The organism is Actinomyces bovis (genome assembly GCF_900444995.1).
Taxonomy (GTDB): Bacteria; Actinomycetota; Actinomycetes; order Actinomycetales; family Actinomycetaceae; genus Actinomyces; species Actinomyces bovis.
Genome location: NZ_UAPQ01000001.1, coordinates 757,597 through 774,048, shown reverse-complemented (window position 1 = coordinate 774,048; position 16,452 = coordinate 757,597). Strand labels below are relative to the sequence as shown.

Genomic DNA, 16,452 nt, shown 5'->3' with positions numbered 1-16,452 from the left:
CGAGAGTGCGGGCCGCAGCGCCACCACGCAGGCCTAGCAAAGAGCCGCACAGCGGCGGGCCTACAAGTCTCCCAAAGACGCCTCGCCCCGCCGACTTATGCAGCCGACGGGGCGAGGTGCTAATCAGTGACGCTACGGCTTTTCCGCAGTGCCACTAGCAAAGTGGCGCTCAGTGCGCGATGACCACCCTGAGGTTTCGCGGGCCGTGCACACCGTTGACGCGCACCAGCTCGATGTCACTGGTGGCGGAACCACCGGCGATCCAGGTGGTGGGGCGAGTGGGGTTCTGACCCAGCACGTCCACCGCCTCCGGGACGGTGGGCATGATCATCTCCCGCTCCAGGACCACCACATGCGTGTCTGGAACCAGGGTGATGGCGCGGCGGCCCTGGTCCGGTTCGCCATCTAGGCAGATGGTGCCGGACAGGGCGATGCCCACCCGCGAGCAGGTCACGACGGCGTCGATCGTGTCCAGTTCCAAGGTGGGGATCGGCGTCTCCCGGGAGTCCTCGTGGACGGTGCGGCCCGCGCGCGCGGCGGCCTGCTTGTAGGCCTCCGGCAGGCCGGTGGGCACTACGACGCTCTTGGCGCCAGCCTCATCCAAGAAGGCAGCGATAGCGTCGGCTACCTCGGCCTCCTTGACGGCCTGGGTCACTTTCGCGGAGTAGTCCTCCAGCTTCTCCACCATATCGGCGACGACGGGCTCGGAGCCGGGCGCGTGCTCACCCTTGCGGATGTAGTCGCGTGGAATCTCCCGGACGGGACGGCCCTCCTGAGAGCGGGCGATGGCGTCACGGGCACGAGTGAGGATTGTGGTCTTGGCATCCATCTCAGGCCTCCGGCTGGTCGTTGGTGCGGGTGGTCATGCCCTCAGCGCTGGCCAGTGGCAAGCCACGGGCAGGAGCGTCGGTACGGGGGGCGTTGGCATCCGAACCCGGGTGGGTGCGGTGCCACCACTGGCGGAAGGTCTCCTTGGGGGTGACCGGGATGTCGCGCGCAGCCGTCCAGCCCTTGATAACCGGTGCGGGTATATGGCCGATCCGGCCCTTCTTCCTACCTACCAGGCGGGTGGCCTTAGCCCCTTGCGCCAGGGCGCCCCAAAGCAGCTTGTTGCTCATGGCAGGGCTGGTGGCGCTCATGGCTAGGTCCCACACATCCGGGATTAGCCGCCGCTTAACGTCCACGCTGCGGGCGCGCAGGTGGATAAGAATCGTGGGGATGTCGATCTTGACGGGGCAGACCTCACCGCAAGCCCCACACAGTGAAGAGGCGAAGGGCAGGGTGTGCACCGGATCCTTGTCCGCCAGGCCCTGCGTGAGCTGGGGCGTGAGGATTGCGCCAATGGGGCCGGGGTACACCGAGCCGTAGGCGTGACCGGAGGTGTGCTGGTACACGGGGCAGATATTCATGCAGGAGCCGCAGCGGATGCAGGCCAGGGCCTGGCGGCCGATCGGGTCCGTGAGGACCTTGGTGCGGCCATTGTCCATGAGGATTAGGTGGAACTCCTTGGGGCCGTCACCAGGGGTGACGCCGGTCCACATGGAGGTGTAGGGGTTCATGCGCTCGCCGGTGGCGGAGCGCGGCAGCAGCTGGGCGAAGATCTCCGCGTCCTGGTAGCGGGGCACCAGCTTCTCGATACCCATCAGGGTGATGAGCGTATCCGGCAGGGTCAGGCACATGCGGCCGTTGCCCTCAGACTCAAAGATGGATACGGTGCCGGTTTCGGCAATACCCATATTGGTGCCGGAGATGGCCACCGGGGCGTGCAGGAACTTCTTGCGCAGGTGGGCGCGGGCGGCACCGGCCAGTTCTTCGGGTTTGTCGGAGAGGTCCTTGGGGGCGTCATCCATGCGGTCCAGGAAGATGCCGCGGACCTCGGAGCGGTTGCGGTGGATCGCGGGAACCACGATGTGGGAGGGCATGTCGTCGGCCAGCTGAACGATCATCTCGGCCAGGTCGGTCTCGTGGGCGGTGATGCCCTCGGACTTCAGGTGCTCGTTGAGGTTGGTTTCCTGGGTGGCCATGGATTTGACCTTGACGACGTCGTCGCAGCCCTTGGACTTCAGGATTTCCGTGACGATCGCGTTGGCCTCGGCGGCGTCGCGTGCCCAGTGAACGATGCCACCGTGGGCGGTGACATTGCGTTCAAACTGCTCTAGAAGCTCGGGGAGGCGGGAGGCCACCTCGAATTTGACGGCCTCGGCGGCGTCGCGGAGCTGCTCCCAGTCGGGCATCTCATCCACGCGCTGCTGGCGCTTGCCACGGATCGTGCGGGTGGCGTGGCCCAGGTTGCGGCGCATCTGAGTGTTGGCCAGGGTTTTGCGCGCCCCCTCCTGGAAGGTGGGGCCCCAGCGCAGGGTGTCTTCCGGGATGGTGACGTTGGTGCGCCAACCGCCGGTGTGGACCTCGTTCGGGTCGGCTGCCTGAGGCATGCCGAGGTATGTCTGCGTCATCGTGACACCACCTGTGAGCTAGCGGGGGCGAAGGAGATATTGCCGGCAAAAGGCGCGTCCTTGGTGCAGGCCAGGATCTCGGCCAGGTGCATCACGCGCACACCGGACTTAAGGCGGGACAGGCCGCCGCCAATGTTCATCAGGCAGGAGTAGTCGCCGGTGCACAGCACCTCAGCGCGGGTGCTAAGCACATTGGAGACCTTGTCCGCAAGCATGGCGGTGGAAACATCCGAGTTCTTCACGGAGAAGGTGCCGCCGAAGCCGCAGCAGACGTTCTGCTCAGGCAGCTCAATGTAGGTCAGGCCCTCCACCGCTTTGAGCAGGCGGTAGGGGCGGTCCCCAACCTTGGCTACGCGCATGGAGTGGCAGGTGGGGTGGTAGGTGACGGTGTGGGGGAAGTAGGCGCCGACGTCCTCCAGGCCGAGCACATCCACCAGCAGCTCGGATAGGTCGTAGGTGTGGGCGCCGATGCGCTCAACTTGCTTGGCTAGATCGTCGTCGCCAACGTGCTTGGCTACGATCTCCTGCTCGTGGCGCGCAGCTCCGGTGCAGGAGCCGGAGGGGACCACGATGGCGTCCCACTCGCCGTCGAGGACTGGGGCGAAGGTTTTGATGTGATTGCGGGTGATGGCTGCTGCCTGTTTGAAGTAGCCGGTGTTCGCGTGCATCTGACCGCAGCACACCTGCCCCTCAGGGAAGACGACTTCGTGTCCGAGTCGCTCCAGAATGCTTACGGTTGCTTGCGCTGCCTGCGGGAACATGGTGTCGGCTAGGCAGGTCGCGAAGAGTGCAATGCGCACGGTTACCTCCACGGCGTCGTTGACGGGTCGGGCTCAGAATATTGACGCCGTAGACCGCTTTCGTACGGGCGCCTGCGCCACAGCGCGCTCACTAGGACGAAAGGCCGTGATGGTGCGGAAAAGTCTTGCGACGGTGGGAGATATGTGGGCGTCTGGGAAGCTAGAAAGTCCGGCTGCCGCAGAGGTATTGCGCAAGCCTCGGCTTGGGTTTTGTTACTGAGGCCCGGCAGAGGCTAGACCCAGGCCGTGGTGAGGTCCTGCCTGGCGGTAAAAGCGCAGGTGGGTTCGCCCCATGAAGAAAGTGGCGCCGGAGAGCCCAAAGGCCCACCGGCGCCACTGTCCTACCTGGCTTAAGGCACCAGCGCAGAAATGCCTACGGCATATAGCTGCCCAACCATCCCTGCGAGGCGATGAACACCAGCGTGCACAGCACCAGCAGCAGGCCGATGGAGTATGGCGCAGCCTTCTTCAGGATCTCCGCATCCGTGCCGGGCGCGTTCACCGCGGTGGCCGCGATTGCCAGGTTCTGCGGGGAGACGATCTTGCCGATACCGCCACCAATCGTGTTGGCAGCCAGCAGGATCTGCGGGTCCAGCCCAGCGCCTGCTGCGGCGGTGGCCTGCAGGTTGGCGAAGAGCGCACCAGCGGAGGTAGCCGAGCCCGCCACGGCCGTGCCCACATAACCGAGCATCGGAGACAAGAAGCCGAAGGCGGCGCCCGTGGTGGCCAGGGCTGCGCCGATGGAGGTGGTCTGGCCGGAGAAGTTCATGACGTAGGCCAGGGCCATCACCATGGAGATGGTCAGGATCGCCAGCCGCAGGTTGTAGATGGTCTTGGGCAGCACCGCGAACATCTTGCCCACGCTGGTCTGGTAGCGCCCGCCGGAGGAGTTCAGGCCATAGACGATCGCCACGATGATGGCGGTGACGAAGATCCAGGTACCCGGGTTGGACAGGATCTGCAAGTTGTAGATCGCGGAACCTGAGGGCTCGCCTTTGGCGTTTAGCAGGTCACCGTAGACGCCCGGCCATTTGATCTTGATATCTGTGGCGGACAGAGCCTTGGACAAGCTCTTGAACAGCTTGGTGATCGCGATAATCACCACCACGAGCACATAGGGCAGCAGGGCCAAGGCCACGCGCTGGCCGTTGGGCTTGTCTTCAGCGGCAACTTCAGTGCGGTACTCCTCCGGGGTGGTGGGGGTCCACACGAGCAGGAACACGTAACAGGCGGCCAAGCCCAGCAAGGAGGCGACGACGGCGGTGAGCTCGTAGGAAATCTCGGGGATGAAGAAGTGGCCGGCGGCGGTGGCAAAGCCAGAAACCAGGGCGAGGGGCCAAAGCTGCTTGATGCCGCGAGAGCCGTCCAGGATGAACAGCAGAATCAGCGGGATAAAGGTGGCGATGATCCAGGAGATATGCCCCATATTCTGTGCCACCAGGGTGGGATCCTGGCCACCGAGTTTGCCTGCCGTCGTCGTCGGGATAGCTATGGCGCCAAAGCCCACGTTGATGGCATTACCCACGATGGTGACGATGGCGGCCTTTACCGGCGGCAGGCCCAGGGCGACCAGCATGGCGCAGGTAATAGCCACCGGAGCGCCGAAGCCCGCTAGGCCCTCCATCAGGCCGCAGAAGGAGAAGGCCACGATCAGGGCCTGGGCGCGCTGGTCACCCTTGCCGATGGTGTTGAAAACGGCCTTGAGGTCCTGGCTGCGCCCAGAGGTCTCCGTGAGGTTGTAGAGCCACACGGCCGCGATGATGATGTAGATGATCGGCACGAAGCCCAGGGCCAGGCCCTGGGTGCCGGACATGATCGTCATCCCGGCAGGCATCTTGAAGGCGAATATCGCGATCAGCGCTGACAGCGCAAAGGAGATGATCGCGCACCAATGCGTCTTCACCTTGAAGGCGCCCATGAGGACGAAGAACACCACCAGTGGCAGCAGGCCGACGGCGGCGGTGGCAAAGACATTGCCGCCCACTGACGTCGTCGACGGGGTAAAGGTGGCCGAAGGAAGGGCCTGGTGAAGGCCCGACAAGGCTGCAAGAGTCATAACTGCTCCGTGGATAGGGCTAGGCGGGGGCATCGTCGCTGCCGCCAGTTGCCCGCACATACTGGCACAGACGTGACCATGGTTACGACCCATCTCAGGACTAAAGTCTTCCTATATACCCCGGGGGGTATAAGCTTGGGGTGGTCAGGTGCCTATCCGGGCACCGCAATCTGACCCAGCATCAACTGTGAGATGGAGAGTCATATGTGCCGTCCCGTCACCTGCAAGCAATGCGGAAAGACCACCTGGGCTGGCTGCGGCCAGCACGTCGACCGCGTCAAAGCCTCCGTGCCCAAGGGCCAGTGGTGCACCTGTGACCGCAACGCCCCCAAAGTGGATGCTAACTCCGCAGCCTCCGGTGGTTTCCTGTCCCGCCTGCTCGGAGGTCGCTGAGCCATGACCGCCGCCGCAGAGTTAGCCAACTCGGCCTCCGTCCCCAGCCGCCGCGTAGTCGTCATTGGTGGCGTGGCTGCCGGAATGAGCGCCGCCACCCGCCTGCGTCGCTTGGATGAGCGCGCCCAGATCACCGTCCTGGAGCGCGGCGAGCATGTCTCCTTTGCCAACTGCGGCCTGCCGTATTTCGTGGGTGGGGTCATTCCCCAGCGCGAGGACCTGCTGCTGCAGACCCCCGAATCCTTGGCTGCCCGCTTCAACCTGGACGTGCGCGTGCGCACCGAAGCCCTGGCCATCGACCGCAGCGCCCGCACCGTCCAGCTGCGCACCACCAGTCCCGACGGCACCACCACCGAGGCCGAACTACCCTACGACGCCCTAGTCCTCGCCCCCGGCGCCCAGCCCTTCGTGCCCCCAATCCCCGGCATTGAGCGGGCCCTGAGCCTGCGCGACGTGCGCGACGCCGACGCCCTCGCTGCCGCCGTCGCCACCGGGGGAGTCGACGGCGGCCCCGCCCGCAGTGCCGTCGTCCTAGGGGCCGGTTTCATTGGCCTAGAAATGGCCGAGAACCTCCACCACCGCGGCCTAGCCGTCACCCTCGTGGAGCTCGCCGAGCACGTCCTGCCGCCACTAGACCCAGAGATGGCCGCCCCCGTAGCCGCCCGCCTAACCGGCGTCGGCATTGACGTGCGCACCGCCACCTCTATTTCCCAACTCACCGAGCGCGAAGCTCAGCTCACTGACGGCACTACCGTGCCCGCAGACATCGTGGTGGCCGCCGTCGGCGTGCGCCCCGACACCGAACTCGCCCGCGCCGCCGGGCTGGAAGTCAATGAGCGCGGCGGGATCGTCGTCGACGCCCAGCAACGCAGCTCCGACCCCCATATCTGGGCCGCCGGAGACGCCGCCGTCAAAACCGGAGCCATCGACGGCGCCCCAACCCTGGTGCCCCTGGCACAGGTAGCCAACCGCCACGGTCGCTTAGTGGCCGACTCCATCATGGGCCGCCCCGTGCAGGCCCTACCCACCATCGCCACCGCCATCGTGGGTGTGCTGGGACTGCAGGTAGCCATGACCGGCTGGTCTGAAACCCGCGCCCGCGCCGCCGGCCTTGACGTCGTCGTCATCCACAACCACCCCGCCGACCACGCCGGCTACTACCCCGGGGCCAAAGGCATGAGCCTCAAACTCGTGGCGGAAGCGGGCAGTGGGCGCATCCTCGGCGCCCAAGGCCTGGGGGAATCTGGCGTGGACAAGCGCATAGACATCATCTCCACGGCCATCCGTGCCGGCCTGAGCGCCACCGACCTAGCCGACCTGGAGACCACCTACGCACCGTCCTTCGGCGCGGCCAAAGACCCTGTGCATATGCTCGGGCTGATCGCTGACAATGTGCTCTCCGGCCTCACCGACACCTTGCAGTGGCATGAACTCGACGCCGCCGTCGCCCAGGGAGCCACCGTGGTGGATGTGCGCAGCGCCGCCGAATACCAGCGCGGGCACATCCCCGGCGCCGTCAATATCAGTGTGGACGGCCTGCGGGAACACCTAGACCAGCTCCCCGAAGGCCCCCTGGTGGTGTCCTGCCAGGTTGGCTTGCGCGGGCACGTGGCCGCCAGAGTGCTCAGCCAGCTGGGTCGCCAAGTGCGCAATCTCGACGGCGGCTACCGCACCTGGTCAGCTGTGAACGGCACCGGTGTGGTCGGCGCCGAGCCCGGCCAGTCAGAGCTGGGTTGAGCCGTGGCCGTCAACCTTGATCCGGCAGAGTTACGCCCCACTATCACGCGCCTCAAGCGCGCCCGCGGGCAACTCGACGCCGTAATCCGCATGTTGGAAGAGGGGCGAGATTGCGAAGAGGTGGTTACGCAGATCGCGGCAGTTTCTAAGGCTGTGGACCGGGCGGGTTTCACGGTGATCGCCACCGGCATGCGCGCCTGCCTGTCTGCGGAACCGAAGGATCAAAGCTTGGACGTCAGCCGCCTGGAGAAGATGTTTCTCGCCCTGTCCTAAGGTTTGCTGGCGCCCGCCAAAGTGAAATTTTCGCGCGGGGGCTGCGGTGTTAACGCAGCCCCCGCGCGAAAACGCAGGTTTAGAAGAGATATACCTCAGCAGTTAGTGCCTCAGCGCACGTCCTCGTCTACCCAGTCGAAGGTCCGGGTCACTGCCTTCTTCCACAGGCGGTAGGTGCGGTCACGCTCGGCGGTGTCCATCGACGGCGTCCAGCGCTTCCCCTCCTGCCAGTTGGCGACGACGTCGTCAGTGCCCTTCCAGAAGCCCACCGCCATACCGGCGGCGTAGGCCGCACCCAGGGCGGTGGTCTCAATGACCTTAGGCCGCACCACGTCCACGCCGCACAGATCCGCCTGGAACTGCATGACCAGATCGTCGTGCGTCATACCGCCGTCGACCTTGAGCTCCTTGAGCGGCACACCGGAGTCGGCGTTCATCGCGTCCAGCACCTCAGCGGACTGGAAGGCGGTGGACTCCTCCACGGCACGGGCGATATGTCCCTTGTTGACGTAACGGGTTAGGCCCACGATGGCGCCACGGGCGTCGTCGCGCCAATAGGGGGCGAACAGTCCCGAGAAGGCCGGGACGAAGTACACCCCGCCGTTGTCCTGGACGGTTGCAGCCAACTCGCCAATATCCGAGGACTTGACGATCATGCCCAGGTTGTCGCGCAGCCACTGCACCAGAGAGCCGGCCACAGCGATCGAGCCCTCCAGGGCGTACACGGGAGCCTGGTCGCCGATCTTGTAGGCCACAGTGGTGAGCAGGCCGTTGTCTGAGAACACCGGGGCGGTGCCGGTGTTCATCAGCATGAAGCAGCCGGTGCCGTAAGTGTTCTTGGCCATGCCCTTCTCAAAACAGGCCTGCCCGAAGGTCGCGGCCTGCTGGTCGCCCAGAATGCCGGAGATCGGAGTGTCGATCAGCAGACTGTTCTTGTGGCCGTAACCGTAGACCTCCGAGGAAGACTTGATTTCCGGCAGCATGGAAATGGGCACCCCGAAGGCCTCACAGACGTCCTCCCGCCACTGCAGCGTGCGGATATCCATCAGCATGGTGCGCGAAGCGTTGGTGACGTCCGTGGCGTGCACGCCGCCGTCGACACCACCGGTCAGGTTCCACAAGACCCAGGAGTCCGTGTTGCCGAAGTACAGGTCCCCGGCCTCTGCTCGCTCGCGGGCGCCGGGAACATTGTCCAGAATCCAGCGGATCTTGGTGCCGGAGAAGTAGGGGGACAGGCCTAGGCCGCAGATGTCGCGGAAGCGGTTGGGGCCGACCTCGCCCTCCAGCTCGCGGCAAATCGGGGCGGTACGGGTGTCCTGCCAGACAATCGCGTTGTAGACCGGCTCGCCGGTGTGCTTGTCCCACACGACGGTGGTCTCGCGCTGGTTGGTGATACCGACGGCGGCCAGGGCGTGGCGGTTGATATCTGCCTTCTGGAGGGCCTCGGCGACGACGGAGCGCACGGACTCCCAGATCTCCTGCGGGTCGTGCTCCACCCAGCCGGGGTTGGGGAAGATCTGGGTGAACTCCTTCTGCCCAATGGAGACGATCTCACCGGCATGGTTGAAAATAATCGCGCGAGAAGAGGTGGTGCCCTGGTCGATTGCCAGGACGTAATGCTTTTCAGACATGGATGGGTCCTTTCACATCATTGTGGCTGGATAGCGGGGCTCACGGTCTGGACGCGAGCCATGGTTCTGGCTGGGCCGGTCTGCTCAGTACAGGCCAGCCATATTCGGGATGAGCAGGCCAGCGATTACGGCGCCGACCAGCGGGCCCACCACCGGCACCCAGGCGTAGCCCCAGTCCGACTCGCCCTTGCCCTTGATGGGGAGGAAGGCGTGGGCAATGCGGGGACCGAGGTCACGGGCCGGGTTAATGGCGTAGCCGGTGGGGCCACCCAGGGACAGACCGATGGCGACGATTACGAAGGCGACCGCCAGCGGGCCGATCTGGGAGGGGGACTTGCCGTTGTAAAGCACCCAGGCGATCAGGGCGAAGGTGCCGATGGCCTCAGTTACTACGTTCCAACCGTAGGAGCGGATGGCCGGGCCGGTGGCAAAGCAGCCGAGCTTGGAGGCGGCAGGGGCTTCCTCGTCGAAGTGCTTCTTGTATGCCAGCCAGGCGCCGACGGCTCCCAGGATCGCGCCCAGCATCTGGGCAATGCAGTAGACCAGCACGTTGGTGGCGGTGGCGGGTACCCCGCTGGCCAGGTCCTTCCCTGCTACTGCGAGCCCCAGGGTTACCGCCGGGTTGAGGTGGCCACCGGTGGCGTAGGCGGCGTAGACGCCCATGAAGACCGCCAGACCCCAGCCGAAGGTGATGACGATCCAGCCGGATGCGTTCGCCTTGGATTTGGGGAGGGTGACGGCGGCACATACGCCGGCACCAAAGAGGATCAGGATGAAGGTTCCGAAGAACTCAGACAGGAAGATCTGGGTCAGGCTCATTACAAGCTCACTTTCTACACGCCTTTGTGCGTGATGCTCGTGGGGGTGCCGAGGGCTGGTCCCTGCTTGACCTGAGGTGGGTTCCGGCTGGGAGTCCGACGGCAGCCCTGAAAGTACGTGATGCAAGTTGCTCTAGTGGGCATTTCGAGTGGCTTTGCGGCCTTGCGGTGGCGCAATAGAGCAGGTGTCACATCAGGACTTAATACTGTAATAACGAGAAGGTGTCACCGGTAAACCTTCGGGGTGTCAGGAAAAAGTGCGGGGTGTTGCCGCCAGGTGTGAACCTTTGCCCAAGTGGGGTGCACGATTTCCAGACAGCGTGTAGTTCTTGTTAGGCAGCAAAGGCGCAGCACTAGGCGCCGACCGCTTTCCCCACATCGCGGCTACCCAGGAGGTCCGGTTTGAAAACCATGGATGCTGATCTAGTGGTGGTCGGTGGTGGAGCTACCGGCGTCGGCGCCGCCCGCGATGCGGCTATGCGCGGCCTAAAAGTGGTGCTGCTTGAGCGAGCCGACCTAGCCCAAGGCACCTCTGGCCGCTTCCACGGGCTGCTGCACTCAGGCGGCCGCTACGTGGTCTCCGACCCCATCTCGGCCCGCGAATGCGCTGAAGAAAACCTCATCATGAGCCGCATCCACGCCGATGCCATCGAGCGCACCGGCGGGCTCTTTGTGGTCACCCCCGAGGATGACCTGGACTTCTCCGACCGTTTCCTGGCCGGAGCCGGCGATGCGGGAGTGGCCTGCGAGGAAATCAGCATTGCTGAAGCCCTGCGCATGGAGCCGCGCCTCAACCCGGGGATCAAACGGGCCTTCGCCGTCAATGACGCCTCCGTAGACGGCTGGAAGATGGTCTGGGGCGCCGCCCGCTCCGCGCAGGAGCACGGCGTAAGCATCCTGACCTACCACAAGGTCACCGACGTCGTCGTGGAGGGCAACGGCGACGAGCGGCACGTCACGGCGGTGCGCGCCAGAGGCGTCAAAACCGGCGAGGAACTGACCATTAACTGCCCCATGGTTATCAACGCCGCCGGGCCCTGGGGCGGCCAGCTCGCAGAGATGATCGGCTCCCAAAGCGTGGAGATCGTGGCCGGGGCGGGCGTCATGGTGGCGGTCAACCACCGGCTGGTCAACCACGTCATCAACCGCTGCGTCAAACCTGCCGACGGCGACATCATCGTCCCCAACCACACCATCAGCGTGATTGGCACCACCGACCGGCGGGTTCCCGACCCCGATCAAATCCTCATCTCCCGTGAAGAAGTCGGCCAGATGCTAGACAAGGGCGACGTGCTGCTCCCCGGCTTCCGGCACAGCCGCGTCCTGCGGGCCTGGGCCGGGGCGCGCCCGCTCGTGCTGGACAAGAGCGTCGCCGGCGACGACACCCGCAATATGAGCCGCGGCATGACCGTCATCAGCCACAAACAGGCCGACGGCGTCGCCGGCATGCTCACCGTGGCTGGCGGCAAGCTCACCACCTACCGCCTTATGGCTAAGAAGGCCGTGGACGCCGCCTGCGCTGAACTGGGAGTAACCACCCCCTGCCTGACGGAAACCGAGTCCGTCCCCGGCTCCAAAGAGGGGCGCAACTATGTGCTCACCAAGCGCCTCGCCGCTGCTGAGGCCAAGCGTGGGGAAGAGCAGACCATCTGCGAATGCGAACTGGTGCCCCGCAAAGCCATCACCGCGCTTATGGAGGAGCAGCCGGACGCCTCCTTCGATGACCTGCGCCGCCAGCTGCGCATCGGCATGGGCCCCTGCCAAGGCGGATTCTGTGCCGCCCGGGTGGCCGGGCTGCACACCTCTTGCGAGCGGCAAGACTCCGCAGGCGCCACCGAGATGCTGCGCAGCTTCCTGCGCCACCGTTGGCTAGGCATCTGGCCGGTGCTGCAAGGCCAGCAGCTGCGCGAGGCGGCGCTGGACTTCTGGATGCTGCAAGGCACCCTCGCCGTACAGGACCTGCCCGTCGCCGCCACCCTGCCAGCCCCCGTGGCCACCTCCATCGAGGGCGTGGAGGACGGCGTGGCCCTGCCCGAAGAATTGGAACTAGCCACACAGGCACTGGCCGGTCCACCGGTGGTAGCCGCAGAAAGCGGACTGCCAGCCCTAGTGAAGGTTGTTGAGACGCAGGAGGTTCGCGCATGAGCAGCGACGTCGTCGTCATTGGGGCCGGAATTGCCGGCTACGCTGCCGCCCTGCGCCTGCGGCGGGCCGGGGCCAGCGTCACCCTGGTCAGCAAAGGCGTGGGCGGACTGCCTCTGTCCACCGGAAACCTGGACGTACTTGGACGCCTAGGCGGCGCCGCTGGCCCCACTGGGCCGGGAGCAGATGCCACCGAGGCTGAGCGCTGGGAACGGCGCGCAGTAACCCACCCCTACGCCACCATCGCTGATGGCAGCCTGCTGCCTGAGGGGCACCCCTACCACCGCATCGGCGTCGAGCACACGGCCGCCGGAATCACCGGACTGTGCGAGCTGGTAGGCCCCGAGCTGCTGCCCGCCCCGACAGTGGCCGAGGGCCTCACCAGCGCGGAGGGCCCCGCCAACAAGTGGCTGCCCACTGCCGTTGGCGCAATCCGCCCCAGCCTGGTGCTTCAGCCCTCCATGGCTGCCTCCGCACTGCGCGACGGCGGGCAATACCTGGTGGTGGGGCTATCCCGCCTCAAAGACCTGACCGCCCAACTGGTGGCCGGGAACCTCAACCGCAGCGAACTGCCAGGCGGGGGGCGCGTACAGGCCCGAGCCCTAACCATTGACTTTGAGGCCCGCCCCGGTGAGGCGGATACCAATGCCGTCGGCCACGCCCGCGCCCTGGACACCGCTGCCGGCCGGGAGCAACTGCTCCGCCTGCTGGACGGGCAAGTACGCCCCGGAGAGACGGTGTTGCTGCCCGCCGTGCTTGGTCTGGAGCAGCCTGGCGTCCAGCGAGAGCTGGAGGAGCGCCTGGGGACGCCCGTCGGGGAGATTCCCCTGGTGCCGCCCTCCGTTCCCGGCCTGCGCCTAGAGCACCGCCTAGAGCAGCTGGCTATGACCGAGCGCGTGCGCGTAGTGATGGGTGGGCGGGTGGTCTCCAGTCGGGTGGAGCACGGGCGGCTGGTGGCTGTCACCAGTGCCGCCTCCGGGCGCCCCCGAGAGCACCGTGCGGCAGCCTTTGTGCTAGCGGCCGGGGGCTTCGAGTCCGGGGCACTAGCCATGGACTCCTACGGGAATGTCACGGAGACGATTCTCGGCCTGCCGCTGGCCGGAGTGGTCCCCGAGGGGGCCGAGAACCTGCGCCGTCTGATCCACCGCGACTACTGGGGCATGCCTCAGGGGATTTTCCGGGTGGGCGTGGCGGTAGACCAGCAGATGCGGCCCCTGGGAGCTGATGGGGAGCCCGCCATGGAAGGCGTGTACGCCGCCGGAAGTGTTCTGGCCGGGGCGGTCCGCTGGGCTGAAATGTCCGGCGAGGGCATCGCCCTGGGCTCAGCCCATGCCGCCGCTGACGCCGTCCTGGCCTCTCTGGGCCAGGAGCACCAGTCCACCGCCAACTCGGCCCCCGCGCCCGCACTAGAGCACAACGAGGAGCACTGATGTTCAACCTGGACACCCTGGCCAAGCGCTGGGACCTGCCTCTTCCCGGCGCCGGTGGCCGCGAGGTGCGCTCCGGCTCCGCCGCCCTGGAGACCGCCGGGCACAACCTAGCCCGCGCCAGCCTGGACTGCTGCATTAAGTGCACCATCTGCGAGACCATGTGCCCGGTTATGGCCGTCACAGAACTCTTCCCCGGCCCCAAATTTGTGGGCCCCCAGGCGGAGCGCTACCGCAACGGCGCCACCGTGGACCACTCCATCGACTACTGCTCCTCCTGCGGCACTTGCACCCGGGTATGCCCCCAGGGCGTCAAGGTGGCTGAGCTCAACAACCAGGCCCGTGCCGTCATGCGCGCCCAGACCGGCGCCGTGCCCCTGCGCGACCGCATGATTACCCAGACCACCCTTATGGGCAAAGCTATGACCCCGGTGGCGCCCATTGCTAACGCCGCCCTGGACAACCGGCTCGTGCGGGTAGCCATGGAGAAAACCATCGGCGTGCACCGCGATGCCCCCATGCCCAAAGCCGAGCGCCACTCCCTGTGCCACTGGCTTAAGCACCGCCGCAAGCTCACTGACACCGCCGTGCCCGCGGGATCACGCGGCCCAATTGTCTTCTTCCACGGCTGCGCTGGCGGCTACTTCGAGGTGGAGACCTCCAAGCGCGCCATTGAGGTGCTGGAGCATATTGGCTACGACGTCGTGGTGCCGCCGCAGGGCTGCTGCGGGCTAGCCGCCCAATCTAATGGCCTGTACGGGCAAGCTAGCGCCTCGGTGGTGCGCCTGTGCGAACAGCTGCGCGCGGCGGGCAAAGACCTGACGATTGTCTCTTCGGCAGGCTCCTGCGCCGGAATGCTCAAGCATGAGGCGCACGAGATCATGGGCGTGGAGGCGGAGGCGCTGGCGGACGTGTCCGCACGCACCGTCGAACTTTCGGAACTGCTGCGGGACTTGGACGAGGCTGGGCAGCTGCCGCATACCTTCCGGCGCATCGAGGCGACCGTGGCCTATCACCCACCCTGCCAGCTGCGCGGGCAGAACATGGGGCTGCCCGCCATCGAGGTCATGGAGCTGGTGCCAGGATTCCAGGTGGTGGAATCCGGCAAGGCCTGCTGCGGTATGGCTGGCACCTATGGGCTCAAGAAGGAGAAGTACCAGGTGGCGCAGGCAGTGGGGGAGCCTCTGTTTGAGCTGGTGCGTGAGGTCAACCCGGCCTTGGCTGTCTGTGACACCGAGACCTGCCGTTGGCAGATCCAGAAGTCTTCTGGGGTGCGCACCGTCCACCCCATCTGGGTGATTCACGCTGGCTATGGCCTGTCCCGTCTGCCGGGCCTGGAGGAGGACTGAGCGACTGCGGGGCCGCGCGCTTGCGGGGGGGGCCGTGCGGTCCGAGCGCTTGCCTTTGCGGCAGGCTGCTGTGGCGCGTCGTCCCAGCGGTTTGCTGCGCCAGTTTGCACCTGCGTGCTGTGGGAACGGCTGCGGCGGGCACGCAGGCTTTCCGGGAAAGTGTGTCCGCTCCACCACCTATATGCGATCATGGTCAGCAGTCCTGAACAGACGTGCAAAGCATAGGGGGTGGGTGTGATGCCTGTTGAGCCACCCAGGAACCGCGCGCAGTGCTACGAGGCTGCCTCCATGTACTACGTCCAAGGCGAGACCATGGAGGTCATTGCCCGTCACCTTGGGACGTCTCGCTCCACCGTCTCTCGACTGTTGGCTCGTGCCCGCGAGGAAGGCATCGTTCGCATCACCCTGGCTGAGCCTGGCGGGCGCGGCAGCTTAGAGTCTGAGCTGCGCGAAGCCTTTGGCGTGGATGTGCGCATCGTGCCGGTGCGGGAGGGCACCACAGAGATTCACCGCCTGGAACAGGTGGCAGCGGTAGCCGCCCGCAGACTGATCGAATTGGCTCCCACCGACGGGGTGATTGGCACCGCCTGGGGCACCACCATGAGCGAAGTCTGCGCCGCCCTGCCAGCAAATGCCGTGCCCGGCCTAACCGTAGTCCAGCTCAACGGTGCTTCAGATCCCGACGGCGTCGGCCCTAGCGCCGGAGAGGTATTGGCTGCTTTCCATGAGCGGCTGGGTGCACGCACCGTGGCTTTCCCGGTGCCAGCTTTCTTCGACCACGCCTCAACCCGGGAGGCCATGTGGTCAGAACGCTCCGTGCGCCGCGTGCTGATGCTGGCCCAGAAGGCGGATTTGGCGGTCTTTGGGGTGGGGACGGCGCCCGTGCCAGGCCGAGTCCACGGCGCCACCCTGCCCAGTCAGGTCTACGCCGGAGGGCATTTGACTGACGCAGATCGGCTACTGCTGCAGCATGAGGATGTGGTGGGTGACGTTTGCACCGTGATGCTGCGGGCGGACGGTTCCTGGCGGGATATTCCTTTGAACCGGCGCGCCACCGGGCCCACGCCTGAGCAGCTAGCCAAAGTGCCCCGGCGTCTCTGCGTGGTGGCCGGCACTGGCAAGGCTCGGGCGCTGCTGGCAGCTTTGCGCGCCCGGGTGGCTACCGACCTGGTGGTGGATGAGGCGACGGCGCGGGCGATTATTGCGCTGCCCGATTATCGCCAGGGGCGGACCCGCCGCAGCCGTTGAGACCGCGCCAGATAAGCGGTGGTGGGGCCACCTGGTGGTGCAGGTAGGGGCCTGGAGACCCGGCGCTAGGTCGGGCGCTGCTGGTGGGGCGGCCAGCGGGGGAGCGGTGGAAGTCGCGGTGATGG

Annotated in this window: 13 protein-coding genes; 7 read left to right on the top strand and 6 right to left on the bottom strand. The window is 66.0% G+C overall.

The window, feature by feature from the left end:
• Nucleotides 1-169: 169 nt before the first annotated feature.
• The 4 genes from DR039_RS03255 to DR039_RS03240 form a co-directional block, all read right to left on the bottom strand.
• Nucleotides 170-829, bottom strand: coding sequence for a LutC/YkgG family protein (locus DR039_RS03255; protein ID WP_111835931.1), 660 nt, complete (start codon nt 827-829; stop codon nt 170-172).
• A 1-nt stretch (nt 830) separates the two neighbouring features.
• On the bottom strand, nt 831-2,453 hold the full coding sequence (locus tag DR039_RS03250; protein ID WP_111835930.1) for a LutB/LldF family L-lactate oxidation iron-sulfur protein: 1,623 nt from the start codon (nt 2,451-2,453) through the stop codon (nt 831-833).
• Nucleotides 2,450-3,253 (bottom strand): (Fe-S)-binding protein, encoded by an 804-nt coding sequence (locus DR039_RS03245; RefSeq protein ID WP_111835929.1) that lies wholly within the window; start codon nt 3,251-3,253, stop codon nt 2,450-2,452. The genes DR039_RS03250 and DR039_RS03245 overlap by 4 nt, the downstream gene beginning before the upstream one ends.
• A gap of 373 nt (nt 3,254-3,626) precedes the next feature.
• Nucleotides 3,627-5,309 (bottom strand): L-lactate permease, encoded by a 1,683-nt coding sequence (locus tag DR039_RS03240; protein ID WP_111835928.1) that lies wholly within the window; start codon nt 5,307-5,309, stop codon nt 3,627-3,629.
• Between the two features lie 204 nt (nt 5,310-5,513).
• On the opposite strand from DR039_RS03240, the gene DR039_RS03235 reads away from it, so the two are divergent.
• From DR039_RS03235 to DR039_RS03225, 3 genes are read left to right on the top strand one after another with little or no spacing between them, the layout of a single operon-like run.
• Nucleotides 5,514-5,702 carry a hypothetical protein gene (locus DR039_RS03235; protein ID WP_111835927.1) on the top strand — a complete coding sequence of 63 codons (189 nt, stop codon included), beginning with the start codon at nt 5,514-5,516 and terminating at the stop codon, nt 5,700-5,702.
• Nucleotides 5,703-5,705: 3 nt separating this feature from the next.
• Nucleotides 5,706-7,439, top strand: coding sequence for an FAD-dependent oxidoreductase (locus DR039_RS03230; RefSeq protein WP_111835926.1), 1,734 nt, complete (start codon nt 5,706-5,708; stop codon nt 7,437-7,439).
• A 3-nt stretch (nt 7,440-7,442) separates the two neighbouring features.
• Nucleotides 7,443-7,712: a metal-sensitive transcriptional regulator gene (locus DR039_RS03225; protein ID WP_111835925.1), complete on the top strand. Its 270-nt coding sequence runs from the start codon at nt 7,443-7,445 to the stop codon at nt 7,710-7,712.
• A gap of 110 nt (nt 7,713-7,822) precedes the next feature.
• Here the strand turns inward: DR039_RS03225 and glpK are convergent, their stop codons facing one another.
• Both glpK and DR039_RS03215 read right to left on the bottom strand, forming a co-directional pair.
• Nucleotides 7,823-9,343 carry a glycerol kinase GlpK gene (glpK, locus tag DR039_RS03220; protein WP_111835924.1) on the bottom strand — a complete coding sequence of 507 codons (1,521 nt, stop codon included), beginning with the start codon at nt 9,341-9,343 and terminating at the stop codon, nt 7,823-7,825.
• Nucleotides 9,344-9,427: 84 nt separating this feature from the next.
• Nucleotides 9,428-10,162 carry an MIP/aquaporin family protein gene (locus tag DR039_RS03215; RefSeq protein WP_111835923.1) on the bottom strand — a complete coding sequence of 245 codons (735 nt, stop codon included), beginning with the start codon at nt 10,160-10,162 and terminating at the stop codon, nt 9,428-9,430.
• Between the two features lie 401 nt (nt 10,163-10,563).
• Here DR039_RS03215 and glpA point away from each other — a divergent pair, with 401 nt between their 5' ends.
• The 4 genes from glpA (at nt 10,564) to DR039_RS03195 (ending at nt 16,327) form a co-directional block, all read left to right on the top strand.
• A complete protein-coding gene (gene glpA / locus DR039_RS03210) occupies nt 10,564-12,306 on the top strand; it encodes an anaerobic glycerol-3-phosphate dehydrogenase subunit GlpA (RefSeq protein ID WP_111835922.1) in 1,743 nt (580 codons plus the stop codon).
• Complete coding sequence (gene glpB, locus DR039_RS03205) at nt 12,303-13,733, top strand: glycerol-3-phosphate dehydrogenase subunit GlpB (RefSeq protein WP_111835921.1); 1,431 nt, start codon at nt 12,303-12,305, stop codon at nt 13,731-13,733. The genes glpA and glpB overlap by 4 nt, the downstream gene beginning before the upstream one ends.
• Entirely contained in the window at nt 13,733-15,079 is a 1,347-nt protein-coding gene (locus DR039_RS03200) for an anaerobic glycerol-3-phosphate dehydrogenase subunit C (RefSeq protein WP_111835920.1), read from the top strand. Before glpB ends, DR039_RS03200 begins: the two co-directional genes overlap by 1 nt.
• Before the next feature lie 237 nt (nt 15,080-15,316).
• Nucleotides 15,317-16,327, top strand: a complete 1,011-nt coding sequence (locus DR039_RS03195; RefSeq protein ID WP_111836026.1) for a sugar-binding transcriptional regulator — start codon at nt 15,317-15,319, stop codon at nt 16,325-16,327.
• The last annotated feature ends 125 nt before the right edge of the window (nt 16,328-16,452 follow it).

Coding starts and splice junctions, on each gene's coding strand:
- DR039_RS03230 (WP_111835926.1), top strand. CDS start 5,706: ATGACCGCCGCCGCAGAGTTAGCCAACTCGGCCTCCGTCCCCAGCCGC.
- DR039_RS03255 (WP_111835931.1), bottom strand. CDS start 829: ATGGATGCCAAGACCACAATCCTCACTCGTGCCCGTGACGCCATCGCC.
- DR039_RS03195 (WP_111836026.1), top strand. CDS start 15,317: ATGCCTGTTGAGCCACCCAGGAACCGCGCGCAGTGCTACGAGGCTGCC.
- DR039_RS03200 (WP_111835920.1), top strand. CDS start 13,733: ATGTTCAACCTGGACACCCTGGCCAAGCGCTGGGACCTGCCTCTTCCC.
- DR039_RS03215 (WP_111835923.1), bottom strand. CDS start 10,162: ATGAGCCTGACCCAGATCTTCCTGTCTGAGTTCTTCGGAACCTTCATC.
- glpK (WP_111835924.1), bottom strand. CDS start 9,343: ATGTCTGAAAAGCATTACGTCCTGGCAATCGACCAGGGCACCACCTCT.
- glpB (WP_111835921.1), top strand. CDS start 12,303: ATGAGCAGCGACGTCGTCGTCATTGGGGCCGGAATTGCCGGCTACGCT.
- DR039_RS03240 (WP_111835928.1), bottom strand. CDS start 5,309: ATGACTCTTGCAGCCTTGTCGGGCCTTCACCAGGCCCTTCCTTCGGCC.
- DR039_RS03235 (WP_111835927.1), top strand. CDS start 5,514: ATGTGCCGTCCCGTCACCTGCAAGCAATGCGGAAAGACCACCTGGGCT.
- DR039_RS03250 (WP_111835930.1), bottom strand. CDS start 2,453: ATGACGCAGACATACCTCGGCATGCCTCAGGCAGCCGACCCGAACGAG.